The sequence below is a fragment of the Azospirillum sp. TSO35-2 genome (genome assembly GCF_003116095.1).
Lineage (GTDB): Bacteria > Pseudomonadota > Alphaproteobacteria > Azospirillales > Azospirillaceae > Azospirillum.
On the sequence record NZ_LGRA01000022.1, the window covers coordinates 479016 to 503368 of the forward strand.

The 24353-nt window shown below is 69.8% G+C and carries 21 protein-coding genes and 1 tRNA gene; 2 read left to right on the forward strand and 20 right to left on the reverse strand.

The genetic code is table 11. The features are described 5' to 3' along the window. The 11 genes from TSO352_RS32020 to TSO352_RS32070 form a co-directional block, all read right to left on the reverse strand. A partial coding sequence (locus TSO352_RS32020; protein WP_282183913.1) for a glycine betaine ABC transporter substrate-binding protein occupies positions 1 to 439 on the reverse strand: 439 nt, incomplete at its 3' end. A 48-nt stretch (positions 440 to 487) separates the two neighbouring features. After that, positions 488 to 1021, reverse strand: coding sequence for a prolyl-tRNA synthetase associated domain-containing protein (locus TSO352_RS32025; RefSeq protein WP_109111307.1), 534 nt, complete (start codon positions 1019 to 1021; stop codon positions 488 to 490). Between the two features lie 139 nt (positions 1022 to 1160). After that, entirely contained in the window at positions 1161 to 2042 is an 882-nt protein-coding gene (locus TSO352_RS32030; RefSeq protein WP_109111308.1) for a glycine betaine ABC transporter substrate-binding protein, read from the reverse strand. A 174-nt stretch (positions 2043 to 2216) separates the two neighbouring features. Beyond that, the gene (locus TSO352_RS32035; RefSeq protein WP_109111309.1) at positions 2217 to 3101 is read right to left on the reverse strand and encodes a proline/glycine betaine ABC transporter permease; all 885 of its coding nucleotides are present in this window, start codon (positions 3099 to 3101) and stop codon (positions 2217 to 2219) included. 3 nt (positions 3102 to 3104) lie between these two features. Further along, positions 3105 to 4385, reverse strand: coding sequence for a glycine betaine/L-proline ABC transporter ATP-binding protein ProV (proV, locus tag TSO352_RS32040; protein ID WP_247872587.1), 1281 nt, complete (start codon positions 4383 to 4385; stop codon positions 3105 to 3107). Between the two features lie 112 nt (positions 4386 to 4497). After that, positions 4498 to 5274: an electron transfer flavoprotein subunit beta gene (locus TSO352_RS32045; RefSeq protein WP_109111310.1), complete on the reverse strand. Its 777-nt coding sequence runs from the start codon at positions 5272 to 5274 to the stop codon at positions 4498 to 4500. Beyond that, on the reverse strand, positions 5267 to 6496 hold the full coding sequence (locus TSO352_RS32050) for an electron transfer flavoprotein subunit alpha/FixB family protein (protein ID WP_109111311.1): 1230 nt from the start codon (positions 6494 to 6496) through the stop codon (positions 5267 to 5269). Before TSO352_RS32050 ends, TSO352_RS32045 begins: the two co-directional genes overlap by 8 nt. Continuing rightward, the gene (locus tag TSO352_RS32055) at positions 6493 to 8406 is read right to left on the reverse strand and encodes a DUF3483 domain-containing protein (RefSeq protein ID WP_109111312.1); all 1914 of its coding nucleotides are present in this window, start codon (positions 8404 to 8406) and stop codon (positions 6493 to 6495) included. The genes TSO352_RS32050 and TSO352_RS32055 overlap by 4 nt, the downstream gene beginning before the upstream one ends. Position 8407: 1 nt before the next feature. Further along, positions 8408 to 10444 carry an NADH:flavin oxidoreductase gene (locus TSO352_RS32060; protein WP_109111313.1) on the reverse strand — a complete coding sequence of 679 codons (2037 nt, stop codon included), beginning with the start codon at positions 10442 to 10444 and terminating at the stop codon, positions 8408 to 8410. 244 nt (positions 10445 to 10688) lie between these two features. Next, the gene (locus TSO352_RS32065) at positions 10689 to 11801 is read right to left on the reverse strand and encodes a GlxA family transcriptional regulator (protein WP_109111314.1); all 1113 of its coding nucleotides are present in this window, start codon (positions 11799 to 11801) and stop codon (positions 10689 to 10691) included. Positions 11802 to 11961: 160 nt separating this feature from the next. Then, positions 11962 to 12936: a GlxA family transcriptional regulator gene (locus tag TSO352_RS32070; RefSeq protein WP_247872588.1), complete on the reverse strand. Its 975-nt coding sequence runs from the start codon at positions 12934 to 12936 to the stop codon at positions 11962 to 11964. A gap of 209 nt (positions 12937 to 13145) precedes the next feature. Here TSO352_RS32070 and betB point away from each other — a divergent pair, with 209 nt between their 5' ends. Next, entirely contained in the window at positions 13146 to 14615 is a 1470-nt protein-coding gene (betB, locus tag TSO352_RS32075; RefSeq protein WP_109111316.1) for a betaine-aldehyde dehydrogenase, read from the forward strand. Between the two features lie 57 nt (positions 14616 to 14672). Then, complete coding sequence (gene betA, locus TSO352_RS32080) at positions 14673 to 16370, forward strand: choline dehydrogenase (RefSeq protein WP_109111317.1); 1698 nt, start codon at positions 14673 to 14675, stop codon at positions 16368 to 16370. Positions 16371 to 16586: 216 nt separating this feature from the next. Here the strand turns inward: betA and TSO352_RS32085 are convergent, their stop codons facing one another. From TSO352_RS32085 to TSO352_RS32130, 9 genes are all read right to left on the reverse strand, one after another. After that, positions 16587 to 17702 carry an FAD-binding oxidoreductase gene (locus TSO352_RS32085; RefSeq protein WP_109111318.1) on the reverse strand — a complete coding sequence of 372 codons (1116 nt, stop codon included), beginning with the start codon at positions 17700 to 17702 and terminating at the stop codon, positions 16587 to 16589. After that, positions 17699 to 18979 carry an aromatic ring-hydroxylating dioxygenase subunit alpha gene (locus tag TSO352_RS32090; protein WP_109111319.1) on the reverse strand — a complete coding sequence of 427 codons (1281 nt, stop codon included), beginning with the start codon at positions 18977 to 18979 and terminating at the stop codon, positions 17699 to 17701. The genes TSO352_RS32085 and TSO352_RS32090 overlap by 4 nt, the downstream gene beginning before the upstream one ends. 321 nt (positions 18980 to 19300) lie before the next feature. Beyond that, on the reverse strand, positions 19301 to 19600 hold the full coding sequence (locus tag TSO352_RS32095) for a hypothetical protein (protein WP_109111320.1): 300 nt from the start codon (positions 19598 to 19600) through the stop codon (positions 19301 to 19303). 366 nt (positions 19601 to 19966) lie between these two features. Continuing rightward, positions 19967 to 21013 carry a HoxN/HupN/NixA family nickel/cobalt transporter gene (locus tag TSO352_RS32100; protein WP_109111321.1) on the reverse strand — a complete coding sequence of 349 codons (1047 nt, stop codon included), beginning with the start codon at positions 21011 to 21013 and terminating at the stop codon, positions 19967 to 19969. Continuing rightward, entirely contained in the window at positions 21010 to 21765 is a 756-nt protein-coding gene (locus TSO352_RS32105; protein WP_109111322.1) for an aquaporin, read from the reverse strand. Before TSO352_RS32105 ends, TSO352_RS32100 begins: the two co-directional genes overlap by 4 nt. Next, positions 21762 to 22097, reverse strand: a complete 336-nt coding sequence (locus TSO352_RS32110) for an SH3-like domain-containing protein (protein ID WP_109111323.1) — start codon at positions 22095 to 22097, stop codon at positions 21762 to 21764. The genes TSO352_RS32105 and TSO352_RS32110 overlap by 4 nt, the downstream gene beginning before the upstream one ends. After that, positions 22094 to 22753, reverse strand: a complete 660-nt coding sequence (gene nthA, locus TSO352_RS32115; RefSeq protein ID WP_109111324.1) for a nitrile hydratase subunit alpha — start codon at positions 22751 to 22753, stop codon at positions 22094 to 22096. The genes TSO352_RS32110 and nthA overlap by 4 nt, the downstream gene beginning before the upstream one ends. Before the next feature lie 4 nt (positions 22754 to 22757). Continuing rightward, positions 22758 to 23108 (reverse strand): SH3-like domain-containing protein, encoded by a 351-nt coding sequence (locus TSO352_RS32120; protein WP_199231803.1) that lies wholly within the window; start codon positions 23106 to 23108, stop codon positions 22758 to 22760. Positions 23109 to 24116: 1008 nt separating this feature from the next. Then, positions 24117 to 24193: transfer RNA gene (locus TSO352_RS32130), tRNA-Met, on the reverse strand. Positions 24194 to 24353 lie beyond the last annotated feature (160 nt).

Sequence of the window (24353 nt, forward strand, 5' to 3'; positions counted from 1 at the left end):
CCAGCTTATCCTTGAACTTCGCGATGTCCTTGAAGCTCTTCAGCCCGGCGTCCGCGGCGTATTTCGGCACCGCCAGCGTGTATTTGGCGCCTTCCAGGTTGACCCGCGTCACCTCGACCGAGCCGTCATCCAGCACCGGCTTGATGAAGCTCTCCATCGTCGGCATCCAGTTGCCGAGGAAGACGTCGAGCGACTTGGTCTTCAGCCCCAGATAGACCACCGGCACCGACGAGATGGTCGTCGTCGGCTTATAGCCCAGCCCCTCCAGCGTCACCGAGGCCAGCGCCGTGGTCGCGGCGATGTCGGTCCAGCCGACGTCGCCGAAGCGGACCGCCTTGCAGGACGCCGGATCGGCGGCGAACGCCCCGGCGGCCGCCCCCATCATCACGCCGGCCGCCGCCAGCAGCCCAAACGCGCAACCCGTCGCCTTCATCATCATCGTCATGCCCCTTTTGCTCCTCAGTTGCGCGTGTGTGTGTTCAGCGTGTCAGAGCGTCCCTTCCGGCGGCGCGTCGAGGGCGACCACCAAAGGCTCCTGGCCGATGCTCGCCAGGAAGCGCCGCAGATCGTCGGTGCCGATGGCGGTGGTCGCCGTGTTGGTCAGCGGATGGAAGGCGACGCGCGGCGCGGCCATCAGCGCGGCGTCCAGCACCAGACGGACGCGCCGCTCGCGGTCGTTCACCAGCGCGAAGGGGCTGACCGCCCCCTGGCGCACGCCGAGCGTGGCGAACAGCAGATCCTCCTTGGCGAAGGACAGGCGCTTGGAGCCGATCTGCGCCGGCAGCCGTTTCAGGTCGATCGCCCGGTCGGTTGGCGCCGCGACCAGCCAAAGCTGGTCCTTGGCGTCCTTCAACAGCAGGTTCTTGGTGTGGAGGGCGTCGAGGGCCGCCCAGTGGGGCAAAGCCTCCTCCACCGTGTGAACCGGCGGGTGACGGATGGTCACGGCGGCGATGCCCAATCCGGAGAGCCGTTCGAGCAGCCCCTCGCTGTTCAGGTGATCGGGCGGCGCGTCGTTCGGCATGCGGTTGCTCGCTGATGGTCCATGAAGCCCGGTCGAGCTTCGCACGACGGCGGAGCCGGCGCTTGAACCGTTCGGGCAATGCGCTTGAACGGACGCGCCGTCCGACCATCCGCCGCCGCCCGCGGCGGGACAGGCCGGATCAGAGCTTGCCCGTCACCCAGTAATCGATGCGGGTCTTGTTGGCCTTGATGTAGCTGTCGACGGCCTGCTCGTAGCTGGTCTGCTTGGCCTCGTGCATCATCGCCTCCAGATCGCCGATCGGAATCACCATGCGGTTGAGGAATTCGTAGACCTCGGGATGGTCCTGGTAGAATCCCTTGCGCACCAGGGCGTTGACGCTCTCCAATCCGCCCAGCGCGCCCTTCGGATCATCGAGGTAGCGCAGCTTCCAGTTCGCGAACATCCAGTGCGGGCTCCAGCTCGTCACCACGATCCACTCGTTGCGCTTCATCGCGCGGTCCAGCGCCGCCAGCATGCCGGCGTCGCTCGCCGACACCAGCTGGTACTTGTCCAGGCCGTAGGTCTTGAGCGCCTTCTCCGACGCCTGCATCAGCCCCGATCCCGGATCGATGCCCTGGATGTGGCCACCCAGCTTCTTCTGCACCTCCGGCTTCTTCAGGTCCTCGATGCTGGACAGCTCGCCCGCCGGGATGTAGTCCGGCACCACCCAGCCGAGCCGGGCGCGGGTGTAGAGCGGCCCAAGATCGACGACGTCCTTGCCGACCTTGTCGAGATAGGGCTTGTGCGTCAGCGGCTGCCACGACATCAGCATGGCGTCCATCTTGCCGGCGGCCAGCCCCTGATACTGGACGCCGATGTCGGCCATCGTCAGCTCGACCTTGGTGTCCAACCGTTCCTCGATCAGCCGCTTGGCCAGCTTGGTCACGGCCTCGGCGTCGGACCAGGCGGTCCAGCCGATGTTGATCGTCTTTGCCGCGTCGGCGAGCGCCCCGGTGGAGGCCAGCGCCAGGGTGGCGGCGGTGGCCATGGCGGCCAACGTCCTCGACAGTGTCTTGATCATGTCCCGTTGCTTTCCCTGTTCGTTGGAGTTTTTGTTGGTGAAGCGTGTGGGGCGCCGGATCTCCCGGGCCGTGATCGCCCGTCCGCCGCGCCGCTGGAATGAAGGCAAACCCCCGGCGTTCCGGCGCGCGAACGCGCCGGCTTTGGGCCCCGAAAACGTGAATATCCCGGCGCTCTACCGCGCCGGCAGCGCCGGCCGCAGCCGGTTGAGGAAGGCGAAGGGGTGCCGCGCCGGGGCCTTGGCCGCGCCGAAGCTCTGGGTGATGCGGTCGAGCACGATGGCCAGCAGCACGACCGACAGCCCGCTCTCGAAGCCCAGCCCGATGTCGAGCCGCTGGATGCCCTGCAACACGACGTTGCCCAATCCACCCGCCCCGATCATCGAGGCGACGACGATCATCGACAGCGCCATCATCATGGTCTGGTTGACCCCGGCCATGATCGACGGCAGCGCGTTGGGCAACTGCACCTTGAACAGAAGCTGGTGCGGATGGCAGCCGAAGGCGCGTCCCGCCTCGACCAGTTCGGCCGGCACCTGCTGGATGCCCAGCATCGTCAGCCGCACCGCCGGCGGCATGGCGAAGATCACGGTGGCGATGATGCCGGGCACCCGTCCCAGACCGAAGAACATCACCGCCGGGATCAGGTAGACGAAGGCCGGCATCGTCTGCATGAAGTCCAGCATCGTCTTGCCGAGATGCTCGGCGATGCGGTTCCGCGCCATCCAGATGCCGAGCGGAATGCCGGCCAGCAGGCTGAGCAGGGTGGAGGACAGCACCAGCCCCAGCGTCGACGCCGTCGGATCCCACAGCCCCATGCCGTAGATCAGCCCCAGCGACCCCAGGGTGAACAGCGCGAAGCCGATGCCGACCCGCCACAGGGCGGCAAGGGCGATCGCCCCGCCGAGCAGCCAGGCCGGCATGCCCAGCAACGCCGCGTCGATGCCGCCGCCGAAGCCGTCGACGATGGCGGCAAGGACGTCCAGGGTCGGCTGGAAATGATCGAGTATGAAGGTGACGAGCTGCTCCGCCCAGACACCGATCGCGATCGAGTGGTCCATCGCTCAGCCTCCCCTGTCCAAGGTTTCCAGCAGCACCGCCGGCGAGATCGCCCCGAGATAGAGCCCGTCGCCATCGACCACCGGGACCGGGCAGGGGGCCGCGGCGACCCGGCGCAGCAGGGTGTGGACCGGGACGTCGCTCGACACCGGCTCGATCCCCGGCAGGAAGGCGTTCAGGAAGCGCGGCTCCGCCTCCCCCAGCGCCAGCACCACCGAATCGCGTGACACGATGCCCTGGAAGCGGTTGGCGGCGTCGCGGACATAGCCGTAGACATGCCCGCCCTCGGTCAGTTGCTGCAGCGCCGGCTCCAGCACGCCGGGAACGCGGACGATGGTGTTCGACGCCTCGAACCGGGCGACGTCGCCGGCGCGCAGCACCCGCGAGACATCGACGTTGCGGAAGAAGGAGCGGACATAGTCGTCGGCCGGCGCCCGCAGGATCTCATAGGGGGTGCCGACCTGGACGATGCGCCCGCCCTCCATGATGGCGATGCGGTCGCCGATCCGCATCGCCTCGTCGAGGTCGTGGGAAATGAAGACGATGGTGCGCTTCTGCTCGCGCTGCAGCCGCAGCAGCTCGTCCTGCATCTCGGTGCGGATCAGCGGGTCGAGCGCCGAAAAGGCTTCGTCCATCAGCATGATCGTCGGGTTGTTGGCCAGCGCGCGGGCGAGGCCGACGCGCTGCTGCATGCCGCCCGACATCTCGCGCGGGTAGCGGTGGGCGTAGGAGCCCAGCCCGACCTGCTGGAGCGCCACCATCGCCGCGTCCCGCCGCTTGACCTTGTCCACCCCGGCGATCTCCAGGCCGAAGGCGGCGTTCTCCAGCGCGGTGAGGTGGGGAAGCAGGGCGAAGGACTGGAACACCATGCTCATGTCGCGGCGCAGCACCTCGACCAGCTCGCGGCGGGACAGTCGGGTCAGGTTGCGGCCGTCGAGCAGGATTTCGCCGCTGCTTGGTTCGATCAGCCGGTTCAGCAGGCGGATCATCGTCGATTTGCCCGAACCGGACAGCCCCATGATGACGAAGATCTCGCCAGCCCGCACCTCGAAGCTGGCGCCCATCACCCCGACATTGACGTGCAGCCGGTCCAGAACCTCGCCCTTGGTCGCCCCGGCCTTCAGCATCGCCAGCGCGGGTTTCGGATCGGCGGCGAAGATCTTGTAGAGATCGCGGACCTGGAGCCGGACCTCCCCCGCCGCCCCGGCCCCCTCCTTCCCCGCAACGGCCGGGGCCGCCGTCGTCACCGCGGCCGGGATACCGCCCAATCGCATGGTCATGGTCATCGCAGCCTCCATCCGGTGGCGGGGCATCCGGTGTTGGCGCATCCGGTGTCAGGCCATCCCGCGCGGGAGGAGGCCGCGAAGACGGGTGCGTGGCATGGTCGGTCGTCGATCGTCATCGCGGCAGCACTCCCTGTTCCTGAAGACATTCGTAGATGGCCAGGGCCGCCTCGTCGGGGGATGGCCCGACCAGCAGGCGGCCCTGCCCGGCTTTTGCTTCGGTTGCCGCACGCAGACGGTCGAGCGCACCACCCGATCCCGGCGCACCGACGGTCAGGCGCTTGGGGCGGTCGCGCCATGGACGCGCGGCGCAGGCGGCCAGGAAGGCATCGGGCGGCGCCTCGACCGGCACGCTGTCGATCCGGCCGCGCCGGGCCGGGCCGAAGGCCGATGGACGGGCGGACGGCGCCGCCGGATGAATGGTCGCCACGAAGGGCAGCGCCACCCGCAGCGCGCGACGCTGCCCGCGGGCCAGCGCCTGGACGACCTCCGCCGCACCGCCGCCCGCCTCGACCGTGATGGCGACGACGTCCGGCACGATGGCGACGCCGAGCGTGTGGGCGACGCGATAGGGCAGCATGCCGCTGTCCTCACCCCCTTCCGCCCGGTTGCCGGTCAGCACGATGCCGGGCGACAGGCTCCGGAGGTGGGCGGCCAGCGGCTCCACCGGGTCGCACCCGTGGGCCATGGCAAGGACCGTCAGCCGGTCCAGACCCATGCCGAGATAGTCGCGCAGCGCCGGGCTGGCCGGGTCCCCGGCGTGCAGCGCGGTGCGGCGGACGGCGGGAAGCCCCAGCGCCATCTCCAGCGCCCGGGCGTCGGTCGGCGCGCGCCGCGCCCGTCCCGACACCGGGTGGCGCCCCACCGACAGCAGGATGGCGACGTCAACCATGGCCGCGCTCCCGGGCCAGACGGACCAGCGCCGGCATGACCGCCTGCGCGTCGGCGATGATCGCCAGATCGGCGCGCTTGATCATCGCGGCGTGCAGGTCGGTGTTGACGGCGATGACACGTTCCACCCCGCCGATGCCCTGCAGATGCTGGGGCGCCCCGGCGATGCCGAAGGCGAGATAGCAGCGCGCCGACACCACGGTCCCCGACGCGCCGACCTGACGGTCGCGCGGCAGGTGCCCGGCGTCGCACACCACCCGGCTGCCGGCGCGGGTGGCACCCAGCGCCCGGCCCAGTGCGGCGAAGGCATCCCAGTCGGTGACGCCGTTGCCGGCGCTGACGATGAAGTCAGCCTCGCCCAGCCCCACGCCATCGGGATCGACCGGCAGGCGTCGCGCGCCCTGCAGCGCCGGCACGCCGTCGGGTTCGGGCGGCGGATCGAGCCGCCGCGCCTCGTGGCGGACCGCCCCCAGCGGCGCCACCGCGTCGGCGGCGATGGACAGCAGGCGGGGCGGCGCGCAGCCAAGCTCGGTCGCACCGCCACCGGCGCGGCGCGCGGCGCGGGCGCTCGACAGGCTCTCCACCCCGGCGAACAGGCGTTCCCCGCAGGCGACGGCGACGCGGCGGGCGAGGTCGCCGCCGTCCTGGCTCTCGGCAAACAGGATGTGGCGCGGCGACCAGCGCGCGATGGCGGCGGCCACCGCGGCGGCGCGGCGTTCGGGGGCGTACTCATCAGCCCACGCCGCCGGCAGCGGCAGGACGCGGTCGGCGCCCAGTGCCCCGAGATCCTCCCCACCATCCGGCACCACCGCCACGACGGCACCGCCGGCGGCATCCGCCAGCAGGCGGGCCGCCGCCAGAACCTGACGATCGTGACCCGACAGCGCACCATCGGGCCGGTCGAGCACCGCGAACAGCAGGCAGGCGGGGTCGTCGATCACCCGCAGGACCGGTTCCGACGCCGCCCGCGGTCCCCGGCCTTCCACCGTCGGAAGCGCGGACGCCCCCACCGCCTTGCCGGTCCAGTCGAGGCGGAGGCGCGGCACGCTCTGCACAATCGCCTCGGCACGGCGTGCTCGCGGATCGCGCCGTGGCCGTCCACCGGTCTGTGGAACCACGTCGACGCTGAGGACGAGCCGGCGCCGGGGTTCGACGCGTACCGTCCGTGCCGCCCGTTCGGCGCGCGGGTCGCGGCGGCGCGCGGTCGGGTGCTGTTCGCTCATGGCGTCGGCTCCGTCGCCGCCAGAACGAGTTCGGCGATCTCGGCCACCGCCGGACGCGGCTCCACCACCCCTTCCAGCATCAGCGTGCAGGTCGGGCAGGCGACCGCCAGGGTCGGCGCGCCGCTGGCGCGGGCGTCATCCATCCGCTGGTCGGGAATCCGCCGTTCGCCCACCACATCGGTCAGCGGCGCCCCCCCTCCACCGCCGCAGCAGCGCGAGCGCAGGCCGGAGCGCGCCATCTCCCGCCGTTCCGCCCCGATGGCGTCGAGCAGGGCGCGCGGCGCCTCGGTCTCGCCATTGTAGCGGCCCAGGTAACAGGGGTCGTGGTAGGCGACCGCCCGGGCCAGCGGCGCCGTCACCGGCAGCGCGCCACTGCGCACCAGCTCCAGCAACAGGGCGGTGTGGTGCAGCACGGTCCAGCGCCCGCCGAAGGCGGGGTATTCGTTGCGCAGGCAATGGAAGGCGTGCGGGTCGGCGGTGACGATGCGTTGGAAGGTCCGGCCGTTCAGCAGCGCGACGTTGCGCCGGGCAAGGTCCTGGAAGGTCGCCTCGTCGCCCAGACGACGGGCGACGTCGCCGCAATCCAGCTCGTCGGCCCCCAGCACCGCGAAATCGACGCCGGCGCGGCGCAGCAACAGGACCAGCGCCCGCAAGCTGCGCTGGTTGCGCAGGTCGTAGGCCCCGTCGCCCAACCACAGCAGGACGTCGCACGCCCCCCCGTCGGCCAGCACCGGCAGCCGCAGATCGACCGCCCAGTCGAGCCGCCGCGCCAGATCCCGCCCGCCGGGATTGTCGGTGGCGCGCAGTTCCTCCAGCACGGCCGCCGCCTTGACCGGGGTGGCGCCCAGCTCCAGCGTTTGATAACGCCGCAGATCGATCACCGCGTCGACATGCTCGATCATCATCGGGCATTCCTGGACGCAGGCCCGGCAGGTGGTGCAGGACCACAGCGTGTCGGGGTGGATCGCCGCCCGCGGCCCGACCAGCGGCAGCGACGGGCCGGAGGCTCCTGCCCCGGCCGGGTGGCCGGGATGGCGGTGCCCGGCGTAGGCGCGGCCGTCGTCGCCCTCGTCCAGCGACGCGACGAGATCCTGGATCAGCGCCTTCGGATTCAGCGGCAAACCGGCGGCGAAGGCCGGACAGGCGCTCTCGCACCGCCCGCACTGGACACAGGCGTCGAAACCCAGCAGCCGGTTCCAGGCGAAATCCAGCACCCGCCCCGCCCCCAGCGGCGCGGAGTCCGCATCGCCCGCCGCCAGTTCCAGCGGACGCAAGCCGCTGTCGCGCCCGGCCCCATCATGGAAACGCGCCGGCCGCGGATGGGCGACCAGATGCAACGCGCCATGGACGGCGTGCTTCAGCGGCCCCTTCCAGACCCCGAACACCAGTTCCGCCAGCCCCCAGCCGCCCAGCGCCACCAGCGCCAGCCCGACCGGGACCGGCAGGACGCCGCCCGCGCTCTGGTCCGCCGCCACCAGCAGGAAGGCCGCGGCGAAGCCGGTCAGCGCCAGCGGCAGCCGGGAGAAGCGTCCGCCCGAGAGTTCCGGCGGACGAAGGACGCGGCGGCGGTAGCCGACCATCAGCCCACCCGCCAGCATCGTCGCCAGCGCGACCGCGAGCAGCCCCCACAGGATGGGATGGCGCAACGGCGGCAGCGCCAGCAGCACCAGCAGGGCGAGCGCCGCCAGGAAGCCGCCGGCGCTCAGCGCGTGAAAGCGGGCGTTGAACGGCTTGCGGCCGACCACGGCGTGGACATCGACCAGATAGCGCCCCGGCAGGGCCGCCAGCCCCGCCCACAGATCGACCGCCGCTGCCCGCCCGGCGCGCCAGCGCCGCGCCTGGACCAGGGCAAGCCCCAGCCCGACCAGCAGAACCGCCAGCGTGACCGTGGACAGCGCCGCGGCGATCATCTCACAGATCCTTGCACAGGCGGGCCGCGTCGTAGATGGCGGCGTGGATGTTGCGCCCGGCCACCGCGTCGCCGATCCGGTAGAGCGCGAAGCCCCGATCCGGCACCGGCTGCGGACGTCCGGCCAGCAGGCGGTCGAGGTCGATCTCGCCCCGGTTGGCGGCCAGCTCCTTCAGGTCGAAATAGAGCCCGTCGTTGGGCAGCGTGCCCAGTTCGACGACGATCTGGTCGACCAGCCGCTCCTCCTCCTCGTGGGTGTAGTCGTTGCGCAGGACGGCGACGCGGCGGTTGCCCTCCGGGTAGATCTCGACCAGCGTGTGGTTGGTGGTCATCATCACGCCCAGCCGGTACAGCTCGCGCAGGTGGATCGGCTGGTTGGTGGTGCCGACCTCCTCGGCGACCATGCGGTCGGGGGTGGCGATCTCGACCAGGGCGCCGCGCGTCGCCATGAACTCGGCGCAGGAGGCGCCGTGATGCTGGCCGGTTCCGTCATAGAGCAGCACGCTGCCCGCCGGCTCGACGGCGCCGGTCAACACGTCCCAGGCGCTGACGGCGAGATCCGAACCGGGGAAATCGCCCCGGTCGGGACGCCCGCCGGTCGCCAGGATGACGAGGTCGGGATTCTCCGCCTCGACCAGGGCCGCGGTCGCCTCGACGCCGTAGCGGATCTCCACGCCCAGCTTCAGCGCCTGCTGGGTCAGCCAGCGCGGGATGCCGGTCAGCGCCTCGCGCCACGTCGCCTTCGCGGCGACGGCGATCTGACCACCCGCGGCGGCGGCGCGTTCCAGCAGCAGGACGGAATGGCCGCGCTCGGCGCAGACCCGCGCCGCCTCCAGCCCGGCCGGACCGGCCCCGACCACCAGGACGCGGCGCCGCGCCGCCGCCTTGGCGATGACGTGCGGCATGGTCGCCTCGCGCCCGGTCGCCGCGTTCTGGATGCACAGCGCGTCGCCGCCGACATAGATGCGGTCGATGCAATAGCCGGCGCCGACGCATTGCCGGACATCGTCCAGCCGCCCTTCCGCCAGCTTGCGCACCAGATGCGGGTCGGCGATGTGGGCGCGGGTCATGGCGACCATGTCGACATGACCCTCCTCCACCGCGCGGGCGGCGGTGGCGAGATCGGTCACCCGCTGGGCGTGGAAGACCGGGATGCCGACCTCGCGCTTGATGCTGCTCGGCAGATGCAGGAAGGGGGCGACCGGGAAGGACATGTTGGGCAGCGAGACGGCGTGCGCCATGTGGTCGCGCGCCTGCCCGCCCAGCACGTTGACGAAGTCGATCAGCCCGCGTTCGGCATAGCTGCGGGCGATGGCGACGCAATCCTCGTTGGTCAGCCCGTCGTCGATCAGCTCGTCGCCCGACATGCGCATGCCGACGATGTAGTCGTCGCCGACCTCCGCCCGGATCGCCTCGAACACCTCGATGCCGAAGCGCATGCGGTTTTCCAGGCTGCCGCCGTATTTGTCGGTGCGCCGGTTGACCGAGGGGCTCCAGAACTGGTCGATCAGGTGGCCGTGCGCGGCGGACAGCTCGAACCCGTCGAGCCCGCCCTCCTTGCAGCGCCGCGCCGCCGCCGCGAAGCCGGCGACGATCCGCTTGAAATCCCAGTCCTCCATTTCCTTGGGCGTGTTGCGGTGCGCCGGTTCGCGCCGGGCCGAGGCCGACACGGTGGGCAACCAGTTCTCGGTGTCCCAGCGCGTCCGCCGCCCCATGTGGGTCAGCTGGATCATCAGCGCCGCGCCGTGGCGGTGGACCCGGTCGGAGAATTCCCGGAAGAAGGGGATGACGCTGTCGTCGGCGACCGAGATCTGGTTCCACGGCGCCGCCGGGCTGTCCACCGCCACCGACGAGGAGCCGCCGAACATCGTCAAGGCGATGCCCCCCTTGGCCTTTTCCTCGTGATAGAGCTGGTAGCGTTCCTTGGGTTTGCCGTCGGAGCCGTATCCCGGCGCGTGGCTGGTGCTCATGACCCGGTTGCGCAGGGTCAGATGCTTGATCGTCAGCGGCTTGAGAAGGGTTTCGGCGGGCGACGGCATGGCGGCTCGCTTCTCAATGGCGATGACAGCAAGGATGTCACCGGAGCGTCATCGATACCTGTTCAGATGCGACAGCTTGCCGCACGAATGCGACAGTTTGCCGCCTTGGTGGCGTTTGCCTTGAAGAGCGCTTCGCGACCCCAATCATCACGGCGTAAAAACACGTTGCGGCTCGGTGGGACGGCCGAGCCGTTCCCGTTGAACGGAGGAAACCGGGGCGCCACCGATCATCCGGTCGACGCCGTCACTCGTACAGCCGGCGGTCCGGCGGCGTGCCGCGCAGGTCGAAGGCGCGCAGCAGGGCGGCCGGGCTGTCGCCCGGCAGCGTCAGGGTGTCCGGCTCGCCGCCACCACGCCGCAGCGCGGAGGGTGAGACGCCGAAGCACTCGCGGAACTGACGGGAGAAATGGGCGCAGTCGGCGAACCCGCACTCCACCGCGATGTCGGTGATCGACCGCGTGGTGTTGCGCAGCAGCCAAAGCCCATAGCGCAGGCGCAGCACGCGGTAGAAGGCGGTCGGACTCATCCCGGTGGAAAAGCGGAACAGCCGCTCGAACTGGCGGGTGCTGATGTTGACCTTGCGGGCGATGTCCTCGACCGTCAGCGGGTCGGCCAGATGCTGTTCCATCAGCAGCAGGGCGCGGCGGACGCGGTCGTTGACCACCTCGTTGTGGGTCGGCGGTTGCGGCTGCGGCTGGTTCGCCGGGCGGGCCTTGTCGATCAGCATGATGTGCATGGTCTTCTGGGCGCAGGCCCGGCCCAGATGCCGCTCGATCAGATAGGCCGCCAGATCGGCAACCCCGGCGCCGCCCGAACAGGTGATGCGGTCGCGGTCCACGACGTAGAGCTGGTCGGCCACCGGCTCGACGTCCGGGAACTCCTCGACATAGTCGCTGTAGTGATACCAGCTGACGCAGCAGCGCCGCCGCGCCATCAGGCCGATCCGGCTCAGGGCGAAGCCGCCGGTGCAGACACCGACCAGCGTCACCCCGGCCGCGGCGGCCGCCTTGAGGTAGGCGACCGTCTCGGCGTCGAGTTGCGGGCCGGGATGGAGCAGCCCGCCGACGACGACGATGTAGTCGAAGCCGCGCGGGTCCTGGAACGGCTCCCAGCCGGCGATGGAAACGCCGCAGCTCGACCGCACCGGCTCGGTCCCCGGCCCCATGATCGTCCAGCGGCAGCGGATCTGCCGCGACCCGTCGCCGTCGTCCGCCGCCAGCCGCAGGGCGTCGAGGAAGATGGCGAGCGCGGTCAGGGTGAAGCGGTTGGCCAGGACGAAGCCGACGGACAGGGCGGCCTCCTTGGGCCGCTTCGGCGCATCGCCGGGTTGCCGACTGTTCCAGGCGCCATCGGGCATGCATGTTCTCCTCGTTCCTGCGACAAACTGTCGCTTCTTTTTGCGCCGGGAACAAGGGCCGCTCGCCATGCGGGCGTGAACCGTCTCCCGATGGCCGGGAGCGGCAACGAAAGACGAGGATCAACGACGCGAAAGATCGGGCCGTCCGGTCAGGACGCTGTCACAGCTGGAGCGCCCCCACGGGAACCCGCGCCCGATGGCCCGGCCGGTCGTTTCGCGGCGGCACGCCGAAATGGTCGCGGTAGCATTTGCTGAAATGGGTGGCGGAGACGAAGCCGCAGCTGATCGCCACCTCGATCACCGGCATGGTCGTCTGCGACAGCAGTTGCCGCGCCCGCTTCAATCGCAGGCCGAGGTAATGCCGCGCCGGCGAGCAGTCGAGGTATTTGCGGAACAGCCGCTCGACGTTGCGCCGCGACTGGCCCAGCATGGCCGACAGCGTCGCCAGATCGAGCGGTTCCTCGATGTTGTCCTGCATCAGGCGGATGATGTCGTGCAGCTCCTTGCACTCCAGCCCCGGGTTCGGCTGGATCGCCTCGTGCTGGCGGGCGGTGCCCGGCCGGATGCGGTCGTGGAGAAGCTGCTCGGCGATGTCGATCGCCAGCGGCTCGCCATGCGCCGCCGCGATCCGGTGCAGCATCATGTCGGTCGCCGAGGTGCCGCCGGCGCAGGTGAAGCGGTTGCGGTCGATGGTGAACAGCTCGCCGGTCGCCTCGACCTCGGGGAAGCTCTCGGCGATGCCCGCCAGATTTTCCCAGTGGATGGTGCAGCGGTAGCCGTCGAGCAGCCCGGCCCGCGCCAGGATGTGGCTGCCGGTGCACACCGCGCCCAGATGGGTTCCCCGCGCCGCCACCCGGCGCAGCCAGGACAGCACCGCCTTGTCGTCGTACCAATGCCCACCGACGCCGCTGCACAGAACCACCGCCGGCAAGGGCGGCGCGTCGTCGATGCCATGGTCGCACAGCACGGCGACGCCGTTGCTGGCGCGCACGCCGCCGCCGTCCGGCGACAGCAGGACCCACTGGTAGAGCGTCCGTCCGCTGATGTGGTTGGCAAGGCGCAGCGGCTCCACCGACGCGGTGAAGGCGATCATCGAAAAATCCGGGACCAGCAGGAATCCGATCGTTTCCGTCACGTCTTTCCCCATCCTTACCGCCGACTGGCGATGACCGCAGTCCATGACGGTAGCACCGCCCGCACACCGCCCGGATTGAACATGGGCGCCCTTGTCCTTGTCCCGAAGCGACAATTCCGGAGAATAAGGGCGACGGCGCTTATTTTTCATTGGACGACCAATTAAAAAAAACGCCTAAGCTGTTTCCAGCGAACGGCGGAGGCGGAACGATGGCGCGGTTCGGACGGCTGGCTCACCACATCCACGGACGGCCCACGGAGGCGGACGGGGACGAACGCTTCACGACCATCAACCCGGCGACCGGGGAAATCCTGGCCGAGATCGTCCAGGCGACCGCCGCCGACGTCGACCGCGCCGTCGACAGCGCGCGGGCGGGACAGGCCCTGTGGGGCGCCCTGCCCGCCATGGAGCGCGGGCGCGTGCTGCGCCGGGCGGTGGCCCTGCTGCGCGAGCGCAACGACGAGCTGGCCGAACTGGAGACGCTCGACACCGGCAAGCCGCTGAGCGAGACCCGCGCGGTCGACATCGCCACCGGGGCCGACGTGCTGGACTATTACGCCGGGCTGGCCCCGGCGCTGGAAGGCCGGCAGATTCCGCTGCGCCCGTCCTCCTTCGTCTACACCCGGCGCGAACCGCTGGGGGTGGTCGCCGGCATCGGCGCCTGGAACTACCCGATCCAGATCGCCCTGTGGAAGTCGGCACCGGCGCTGGCCGCCGGCAACGCGATGATTTTCAAGCCCAGCGAGGTCACGCCGCTGACCGCCCTGCGCCTCGCCGCGCTCTACAGCGAAGCCGGCCTGCCCGACGGCGTGTTCAACGTCGTGCAGGGCGACGGCCGGGTCGGTGCCCTGCTCAGCGCCCATCCGGGCATCGAGAAGATCTCCTTCACCGGCGGGGTGGAAACCGGCAAGCGGGTGATGGCGGCGGCCGGCGGCTCCTCGCTGAAGGACGTGACGATGGAGTTGGGCGGCAAGTCGCCGCTGATCGTCTTCCCCGACGCCGACCTCGACCGCGCCGCCGACATCGCCATGATGGCGAATTTCTACAGCTCCGGCCAGGTCTGCACCAACGGCACCCGGGTCTTCGTCCACCGCAGCGTCAGCGAGGCGTTCGAAAGCCGGCTGCTGGCCCGCGTCGGCCGCATCCGCATCGGCGACCCGCTCGACCCGGCGACCAATTTCGGGCCGCTCGCCAGCTTCCCGCACCGCGACAAGGTGCTGGCCTTGATCGCGTCCGGCAAGGCGGAGGGCGCGCGCCTGCTGGCCGGCGGCGGGCCGCCGGAGGGCGACGCCTTCGCCGGCGGCGCCTATGTGGCGCCGACCGTCTTCACCGACTGCCGCGACGACATGCGCATCGTCCGCGAGGAGATCTTCGGCCCGGTCCTGTCGATCCTGGTGTTCGACGAGGAGGAGGAGGTGATCGCCCGGGCCAACGCCACCCGCTACGGCCTGGCTGCCGGGGTCGTCACCACCGACCTCGCCCGCGCCCACCGCGTCATCCACCGGCTGGAAGCCGGGATCTGCTGGATCAACGCCTGGGGGGAATCGCCGCCGGAAATGCCGGTCGGCGGCTTCAAGGAATCCGGCATCGGCCGCGAGAACGGTGTCGAAGCGCTCGGCCACTACACCCGCGTCAAGTCGGTGCAGGTCGAACTGGGACCCTATTCGTCCGTGTTCTGACCGGCACCCTGCGCCGTCTCGCCTGAAAAGACTCTCCGGTTCAGAGGAGGCAGAGCCATGTCCAACGCCCGTCACGACTACGACTACATCATCGTCGGCGCCGGTTCGGCGGGCAACGTGCTGGCCTCGCGGCTGACCGAGGATGCCGGAGTCAGCGTCCTGCTGCTGGAGGCCGGTGGCCGCGACCATCGCGCCGACTTCCGCACCCAGATGCCGGCGGCGCTCGCCTTTCCCTTGCGCGGGCGCCGCTACAACTGGGCCTACGTCACCGACCCCGAACCGCACATGAACAACCGCCGCATGGAGTGCGGGCGCGGCAAGGGGCTGGGCGGCTCCTCGCTGATCAACGGCATGTGCTACATCCGCGGCAACGCGCTGGATTACGACGGCTGGGCTGAACAGCCGGGGCTGGAGCGCTGGAGCTATCTCGACTGCCTGCCCTATTTCAAGAAGGCCGAAACCCGCGACGCCGGACCGAACGCCTATCACGGCGGCGACGGCCCGCTGCAGGTCACCACCGCCAAGCCCGGCGTCAACCCGCTGTACGAGGCGATGATCGAGGCCGGGGTCGAGGCGGGCTACCCGCGCACCGACGACCTGAACGGCTACCGCCAGGAAGGGTTCGGGCCGATGGACCGCACCGTCACCCCCCAGGGGCGGCGGTCGAGCACGGCGCGCGGCTACCTCGACCGCGCCCGGGGGCGGCCGGGCCTGACCATCGTCACCCACGCGCTGACCGACCGCATCCTGTTCGACAGGCGCCGCGCCATCGGCGTCGCCTATCTGCGGTCCGGCCAGCCGGAAGTCGCCTACGCCCGGAGCGAGGTTCTGCTGTGCGCCGGCGCCATCGCGTCGCCGGCGATCCTGCAACGGTCGGGCGTGGGTCCGGCGGCGGTGCTGCGGGACCTCGACGTGCCGCTGGTGCTCGATTTGGCCGGCGTGGGCGCCGACCTGCAGGATCACCTGGAGATGTACATCCAGTATGAATGCCGGCAGCCGGTGTCGCTGTACCCGTCGTTGAAATGGTGGAACCAGCCGGCGATCGGCGCGGAATGGCTGTTTCGCGGCACCGGCATCGGCGCCAGCAACCAGTTCGAGGCGGGCGGCTTCATCCGCACCGACGACACGGTTCCGTGGCCGAACCTCCAGTATCATTTCCTGCCGGTGGCGATCAGCTACAACGGCACCAACGCCGTCGACGCCCATGGCTTCCAGGCGCATGTCGGCTCGATGCGGTCGCCCAGCAAGGGGCGGGTGCGGGCCGTCTCGCGCGATCCGCGCACGCCGCCCAGCATCCTGTTCAACTACATGGCCGAGGAGCAGGATTGGCGGGAGTTCCGCGCGGCGATCCGCATCACCCGGACGATCATGCGGCAGAAGGCGCTCACCCCCTACCGCGGGCGGGAGATCAGCCCCGGCGCCGACTGCCAGACCGACGCCGAACTCGACGCCTTCGTCCGCCAGCACGCCGAGACCGCCTACCACCCATCCTGCTCCTGCCGCATGGGGACCGACGACCGGGCGGTGGTCGACGGGCAGGGACGGGTTCACGGGCTGGAGGGCTTGCGCGTGATCGACGCCTCGATCATGCCGCGGATCATCACCGGCAACCTGAACGCGCCGACCATCATGATGGCGGAAAAGCTGGCGGACGTGATCCGCAACCGCGAACCCTGCCCGCGCGCCGACGTCCCCTACTATGTGGCCGGAGCGACGTCCGCCACCGCCGGGGCACACGGCATGGCCGTTGTCTGAGGAGGCCGCATGCCGATGCCATCGATGCCGCCCTTGGTGCCGCCGGCGAAAAAGGACGACAGCGGACCGCGCCCCCCGGCCGCACCCGGCGTCTGGCGATCGGTCAAGCAGGCGTTGGCGGACTGGTGGCGTGGACCGGCGGCGGTCGCAAAAAGGGCGGATGATCGCTGACGACCGCCCGCCCCGATCACTGCCCGCCCAGGTTCAGCGCCAGGCTCAGCGTTCGATCACCAGATCGCTGACCGGGCGGCTGCAGCACAGCAGGATCTGGCCCTGGTCGATCTCCCGCTGGCGGATGCCGCCGCCATGGTTCATCGCCACCTGACCGGACAGCAGGCGGCTCTTGCAGGTGCCGCACAGCCCGCGCGCGCAGGAGGATGGCAGGCGGATGCCCGCCGCGCTCGCGGCCTCCAGAATCCGGGTGTCGGCGCCGCAGGTGATCGTCCGTCCACTCTTGGTGAACTCGATCGTGAAGCCCTCGACGGACACCGGTTCGGCGGCGATGGGAAGATCGGCCGCGCTGTCGGCCAGATCCTCGAAGTTGAAGCTTTCCTCGTGGTAGCGGGCCGGATCGACCCCGGCGTCCTGCGCCATCGCCCGCACCGCCGCCATGAAGGGCGTCGGGCCGCAGACATAGAGATCGCGTTCCAGCAGATCGGGCGCGATCAGCCGCAGCATCGGCAGCGACAGCCGGCCGGTGTAGCCGGGCCACTGGCCCTCGTCGCCGGCCGCCTCGCACAGATGGGCGAGCCGGAACCCTGTTCCGCTGCGCGCCATGGCGTCCAGTTCCGCCCGGAAGATGATGTCGGCCGGTGTGCGGGCGGCGTGCACGAACACCACATCACGGTCGAGCGCCAGATCGTCGAGCGTCCGCGCCATCGACATCAGCGGCGTGATCCCGCTGCCCGCCGACAGGAACAGCAGTTTCGTCAACGGCCGCCCCGCCGGGGTGAAGCTGCCCATCGGGCCGGTGGCGCGCAGTTCGCGGCCGGGCACCATATGGTCGTGCAGCCAGTTCGACACCGGCCCCCCCGGCACCCGTTTCACCGTGATGGCGATGCGGTGCGGCCGGGCCGCCGACGAGGCGACGGTGTAGCAGCGGTTCACGGTGGCGCCGTCGATCGGCAGGTCCAGGGTGATGAACTGCCCCGGCTTGAAGCGGAACCGGCAGGGGCTGTGCCCGGAAAAGACGAAGGTCTTGACGTCGTGCGTCTCCTGGCGCACCGCCCGGCAGACCAGCCGGTCGTCGCGGTCGGGATCCCACAGGGGCGGTTCGCCGGCCGCCGTCACCTCGGCGTCCCAATCCGGCGGGGGGATCTCGGTGCCGCTCATGCCGCGACCGCCTTGCCAGTGCCCGCCCCGGCGCTCCGCTGGGCCGACAGGCGGCCGATGTACCAGTCGCTGAATTTCTCGACCAGCCCTTCGGTGTGGGGGGAATAGGGGCCGGGTTCGTAGGCCGGGCTGGCTGCGCCGGCGTGGGCGATGGCGACCAGATCGGCATCCTGGTTGTTGGTGGCCTCCCAGACCTCGGTCAGGGCGGTGAGGTCGTAATCCACCCCCTCGACCGCGTCCTTGTGGACCAGCCAGCGCGTCCGCAGCAGCGTGCGGTCGGGCGCCAGCGGCAGGACCGAGAAGGTGATGATGTGGTCGCTCATGAAATGGTGCCAGGAGTTCGGCTGGGTCCAGAAGGACAGGCCGCCCAGGTCGCGCTCGGTCAAATCACCCAGGATCCGGCGGCTGGCGACGCGGGTGTTCCTGGTCTGGGACTCGCCGGTGCCGTCGATGGGCAGCCGTTGCATGCGGAAGCCGGTGATGTCGGTCAGCCGGTCGACCTCACGCGACGGCAGCCCCATGGCCTCCCAACGCCGATGCGAGTCCGCCAGCAGCGCCTCGTAGCGTTCCGCATGGACACGGCGGTTGTCGTCGAGGCTGTCGGGCGCGAAGCCGAAGCCATACTCGAACAGCGGCACCGTCAGTTCCGGGTGATTGCCGACGCAGTGGTAGCATTCCCGGTTGTTCTCCATCGTCAGCTTCCAGTTGCCGAACTCGACCAGATCGGTGGAGTGGGCAACCTTGCAGTTGCGCAGGTCGTGCGGCGCGATGTAGGGCTCGATCGCGGCGGCGAGCGCATCGATGTCGGTCGGCGGCTCCTCGGCCAGACAGACGAACAGCAACCCGCCGACGCTGCGCAGATGCACCGGCTTCAGTCCGTGGCAGGCGGTGTCGAACTCCCGCCCCATATGCTCGGCGAACAGCAGGCGGCCGTCCAGGCCGTAGGTCCACTGGTGATAGCGGCACACCAGATTGCCGACCGACGACACGCCGTCCGGCACCAGCCGGGCGCCGCGATGACGGCAGACATTGTGGAAGGCCCGCACCCGCAGGTCGTCGTCGCGCAGGATGACGACCGAGGCCCGGCCGATGTCCACGGTCATGCAATCCCCCGCCTCCGGCACTTCGGGCTCGGCGCCCACGAAGATCCAGTGGCGTCCGAAGATCGCCTCCATATCCAGGTCGAAGATCGTCTGGCTGGTGTAGAACGGCGCTTCCAGCGAATAGCCGGGCTTGCGGCGCGCAATCAGGGCATCGACGGAGACGGCTTCGGCCATGGAAGGCTCCTCGGTTCAAGGCAACGGCGCACCCAGTGTTTCACCGGCGGGGTCTGTTGGGATGCGCAATTGCGACAGCTTCTTCGCAACGGCCGACAGAGAAGCCGCCACCGCCTTGCGGCAAGTGCCGGCAACGGCCTCTTGCGGAATGGGGCGTCCGGCGAAATCCCACCTTCGGTAAGGCGGGATGGGAGGCCAGACGGCATCCGAACAGGGCCAGTCCCTACGGATGCGCCGCCATGACGAAAACCGGCGCGGGGGGCGTGATGACCAGGTCAGACGCCGGCGGGTTCAACCATGCCAGACCCGGCCCTATCGAACTCAGCCATGCCGAACCCAGGACTGCTTGTCTCTCTGCACCGTCCGCAGCCCCGGGGCCGAGGCCGCGCGGGCGGAGGCGACCAGCCCGATGATGCGGCGTGCCATGTCGTCGGCGCGGTCCATCTCGGCCTCGATCAGGCGGGACATCTGCTCCGCGTCGGGACAGGCGGCACCGTTGCGCTCCATCCACCGCCGCCGCGCGTCCGACGCCAACCGGATGGAGGTCACGGCGTTGACCAGGGTCCGGACGTAGGAGACATAGGCGTTGATCTCGAGTTCGCCGAACGCGTGCGGTGGCATCACAAGGGCTTCAGCGTCGGACCACCGCTGGTGCTGCGGAGACGACACCGCACCGTCATCGTGGGCGGAAAGGTGAGCCATGGCCCCTGCTCCTGTCTGGGTTGTTCCGAGGAGAGTGTGGCTGGGCCGCGGTCCATAAGCGAGTAAAGCGTTGTAAATGGAAGGGTGCCTTTGCGCACATCGGCGGCAGGGGCCCCCCCATGCGTCCGAAGAGGCTTGGCAATCATGCCGACGCGAGGACCACGTCGCCCTTCGGCAGCGCAGGGAACGCGGGATCGGCCAGGGCGGCCGGCATCCGGGTCGCCACAGTGATGTCCTGCTCGGTGAGGGATGGACTCGTGATGGGAGGATGGCGGACGGACGCGGTCAGGCGTCGCCCTTCAGGACCGTCGATGCCGTCCGCGACCGGTGCAGACCATGGGCGACCGCCCAGGCGACGGCGAACAGGACGACGATCAGGACGCCCAGCCTGTCCGACCCGTCCTTCAGCAGGCCAAGGAGGCTCCAGACCCCGCCTTCAAGGCCGAGATGCCCGCCGATCAGGCCCAGCATCTCGGTTCCACCGATGAAACCGGCGAGAAGGGCGGACAGCAGCGTGACGCCCATGTTGTAGCGCAGCCTACGGCCGGGGCGGGCGGTCGCCCAGCGATAGGCCCCCAGCATCAGCAGCCCGTCGGCCGTGTCGACCAGCAGCATGCCGGCGGCGAACAGCACGGGAAAGACCAGGATCGTCGCTAAGGGTAACCCGTTGACCGCCTGCGCGGCGGACAGCCCGAACATCGCGATCTCCGTCGCCGTGTCGAAGCCCAGGCCGAACAGCACGCCGAGCGGAGCCATGTGCCAGCTCCGGCTGATCAGCCCGAACAACGGGCGGAGAAGCCTTGCCAGCAACCCGCGCCCGCCCAGCAGCCGGTCCAGTTCCCCCTCGTCCGAAGTTCCGCCCGCACGCAATCGGCGATAGGCCTGATACACCGAACGGAACACCAGGATGTTGAGCAGCGCCATGGTCAGCAGGAACAGCGCCGATACGCCGGTGCCCAGATACCCGCCGACCACCTGCACGCTGCGGAACAGCTCCAGCGAGCCGGCGGTGGCACCGACCGCCGCGGCCACCAGGACCACCAACGCCGAATGACCGAGCGCGAAAAAGAAGCCGACGGCGACCGGACGCGCTCCCTCCTGCATCAGCTTGCGCGTGACGTTGTCGATGGCGGCGATGTGGTCGGCGTCCAGCCCATGGCGCATGCCGAGCCCATAGACCAGCAGCGCCATGCCGAACAGCGCCGGATCGCCGCCGAAGGACAGGCAGGCCCCAAGCCAGCCGCCGCCGGTGAGCAGGATGACGGCCGCGGATACCAGAACGAGCCGGGCTTTCAGGCCGGGGCGCCGGACGGCGATGGAGAGCGGGATCATGGTGCCTCTTCCTTGGCAGTGAAGGGGATCGTGCCGCCGGTCGACGGCGCGGGTTTCGGATAGGCGACGGCAATGGCGAGAAAGGCGGCGAGCGCCCCCGCCGACTGCGCCGCGACATAGAGCAGCGCCGATCCGCCCGGCAGCGCCACCGGCCCACCGGTGAAGAGTGCGCCCAGCGTCACCGCCGGGTTGGCGTAGGAGCCGGACGGCGTCGCCAGGATGGCCGCGGTCAGCCAGGCGCCGACGGCGAAAGGACCGGCCTGCGCCCGGCCGCTGCGGCTGCAGCCGAAGACCACGACCATCAGGCCGGCCGTCGCCACCGCCTCGCTCAGCGCCGGGTTTCCCGTTGCTGCGGTCACAACCGCTTGGGTCCGGACGCCGAACAGCGCGTCGGCCAGCAGCGCCCCCGCCACCGCACCGACGCTCTGGGCCACGACATAGGCGATGGTGCAGTCGAGCCGCCTTTCGCCGGCCAGCCATTGCAGCACGGTGATCAGCGGGTTGAAATGGCCCCCGGACACCACGCCAAAGGCGAGGATCAGCCCGACCAGACCTCCGGCGGTCGCCAGCGCGCCGGGCAGCAAGCCGCCTCCGGCCATTGCCGGACGCAGGGTCGCATCCGCCGCCCCAGCCACCATCAGCATGAGCAGAAAGGTGCCGATCCCCTCGACCGCCGCACGGCGGGCCAGCGCCACCTGCGGATCGCGCTCGACAAAGCAGGTCGCAGGATCGGCGGGACGGACCGCGTTCATGGTTGCGGGGTGGCGTGACGCGCCGCGACCTCGTCCATCTTGCGGGCCAGATCCTCCGGCGTCAGCAGCCCCTTCTGGAAAAGGATGTTGGAGAAGGCGACGATCCAGCGCTCGTAATAGCCGAGCGCGCCGACCATCTCCGACCCCAGCGCCTCGACGCCGCGGCGCTTCTCCTCGGTGTTGATGATCTTGCGGAAGTCGAGCACGTCGGCCAGCGCGTGGCAGCGCTTTTCCCACGGCTCCAGGTCATGCTCGACCCGCTCGATCGGTCCGGCGGACAGGCCGCCAATGTCGTTGGGCAGGCGCCTGACCAGCTGTTCGCCACCGCTCATTGCACCATCCTCCCGGCCGGAGCGGCCACCGGAACCACGCCGATCATGGCGTCCCGGGTCACCAGGGACGCGAGGCTCTCTTCATCCATCCCCTCCGTCCCGTCCGGCCGACGGGGCAGGACGAGGTAGCGGACCATGGCGGTGGAATCGCTGACGCGGATCTCGACGTCATCGGGAATGACGGTCCCGAACTCGGCCAGCACCACCCGCGGTTCCACCACCGCACGGGCACGGTAGGCCTTCAGCTTGTACCAGTCCGGCGGCAGGCCCAGAACCGGGCGCGGGTAGCAGGAGCACAGGGTGCAGACGATCAGGTTGTGCACCGTCGCCGTGTTCTCCAGCACGATCAGCCGGGTGTCGTCATAGAAGCTGATGCCCAGCTCCTCGCACGCCGCCCGGCCGTCGGCGAGAAGACGGCGGCGGAACTCCGCATCCACCCAGGCGCGGGCGACGACCTTGGCCCCCAGCGCCGGCGTGCGGGAATCCAGAACCTCGATCTGGCGGCGGATCTCGTCGGGACCGATCATCCCACGCTCGACCAGCAGTTCGCGGAAGGCGGTTTCCATGATCTCGTAGTAGCCGGGCGGGCTCTCCTGCCCGATGGGGGCATGCGGGTGGGCATGCCCGTGCTGATGTCCATGCTCTGGGTCGGTCATCGGATCAGGTCCTTTCCAGCCAGGTTTCGTAGATTTCGATGCGCAGCCCGTCCTTCTCCGGACCGGCGTAATCGGGCCAGACCTCCGTCATCGCGACGGCGACCCGGTAATAGTGGCGCTTGGCACCGGCGTTGCGGCCGTAGGCCTCCTGCTCGTTGTCGATGGCGGCCGGCTCGATGACGGCTTCGACCGTGCCGGTCTTGCCGCGCAGGTAGGCGGGCACACGGTAATGGCCGATGGGGCTGCGGGCGAGAATGCGAACAAGGTCGCCGGGCCGGAACACCGGTTCCTCCCCCAGCGCCATCACGATGCCCGGCAGCAGAGCCGTACCGGCCGGTTCAGCTTGTCGGTTCACGTGCACCTCCTTTTTCAACAGGGCCGTGGGCAGGCCGCTTTCGGATATTCCAAAGGCTTGCGGGACGGACAGGGCTCCGGGGGAGGGAGCCCTGTCCGGCGCAATCACCCGACGGCGTGGGGATGCGTCGCCGGTTCCGTTCCCAAAGGCGAACGGGTCGTCATGGTCCGTATTTCCGGAACCACGGCGGCCATGCTGCCCGTCCCGTTCAAAACCGTCTTGGACAGGGCACCGCTGATTTGAACGCTGCACAGTTTCGATACCAACCAGTCAGCAGCATCCGGCTTTCGTGCAAACCGGCCGGAGCTTTTGACAAAGTCGCGGGGGGCACGACGGGGATAGTCGGGCACGCGTCCCGGCATCCTCCACTTCCCCAGTCAAGGCCGGCTGACCTGCGCAACACAATTCGTGTCGGTCACATCGACCTCAGCGTTCACGACGCCGGCGCCCGCAAGGTGGAGAGCATCCTTGCCGCCCACGGCCATCGGATCGAACACACCGCGGCACCGCAGCACTGCACGGGGAGATGTTCCGGCGGATGGCCGGCGGCGAGATCGACATGGCGGTCTCGGCTCGGCTGCCCGCCCACCACAACGCCTATCTCGCTCCATCGAGCAGGAGGTGACCAAGCCGCAATGGCTGCACAACCGCCACGGCATCCGCGCGCCGGCGGAGCCCAAGGGCCTTTCCGCAACGGCCGTTCGACAGGAAAGACGACCATGACATTGCGAATACGGCAGGATCCGCCGCTTCGCCGATGGCCAGTGGGAGACGATGGCCGAGGATCCGCACATCCTGTGGCCGCGCGTAATCGTGTGTTTTCCGCGCCATTTGACCCGGCGGTCCCGCTCGCCCTCTGGACCCGGGTTTCCCGGATGACGGCGGTGAGCGCCTTCTCGACCGTCTTGCGCGCCTCCAGGGTGCTTTTTCCGCCACGCCCTTGGACGTTGTCCAAAGCCCAGACGCACAAACGCCCCGGCTCTTGCGAACCGGGGCGTTCAGTGTCGGTGGTTGCGGGGGCAGGATTTGAACCTGCGGCCTTCAGGTTATGAGCCTGACGAGCTACCGGGCTGCTCCACCCCGCGGATGTCTTGGATGCTGATCGTCTTGTGCCGGCCGATGAGACGGTGTCGCCTCCGGGCCGGACGGGTGAAGATGACGCGCGAGGGCGTGTTTGGTTGGGGCTTGGAGTGTCTCTTGTGCCTGAGTGACCTGGCGGCGACCTACTCTCCCACGTCTTAAGAC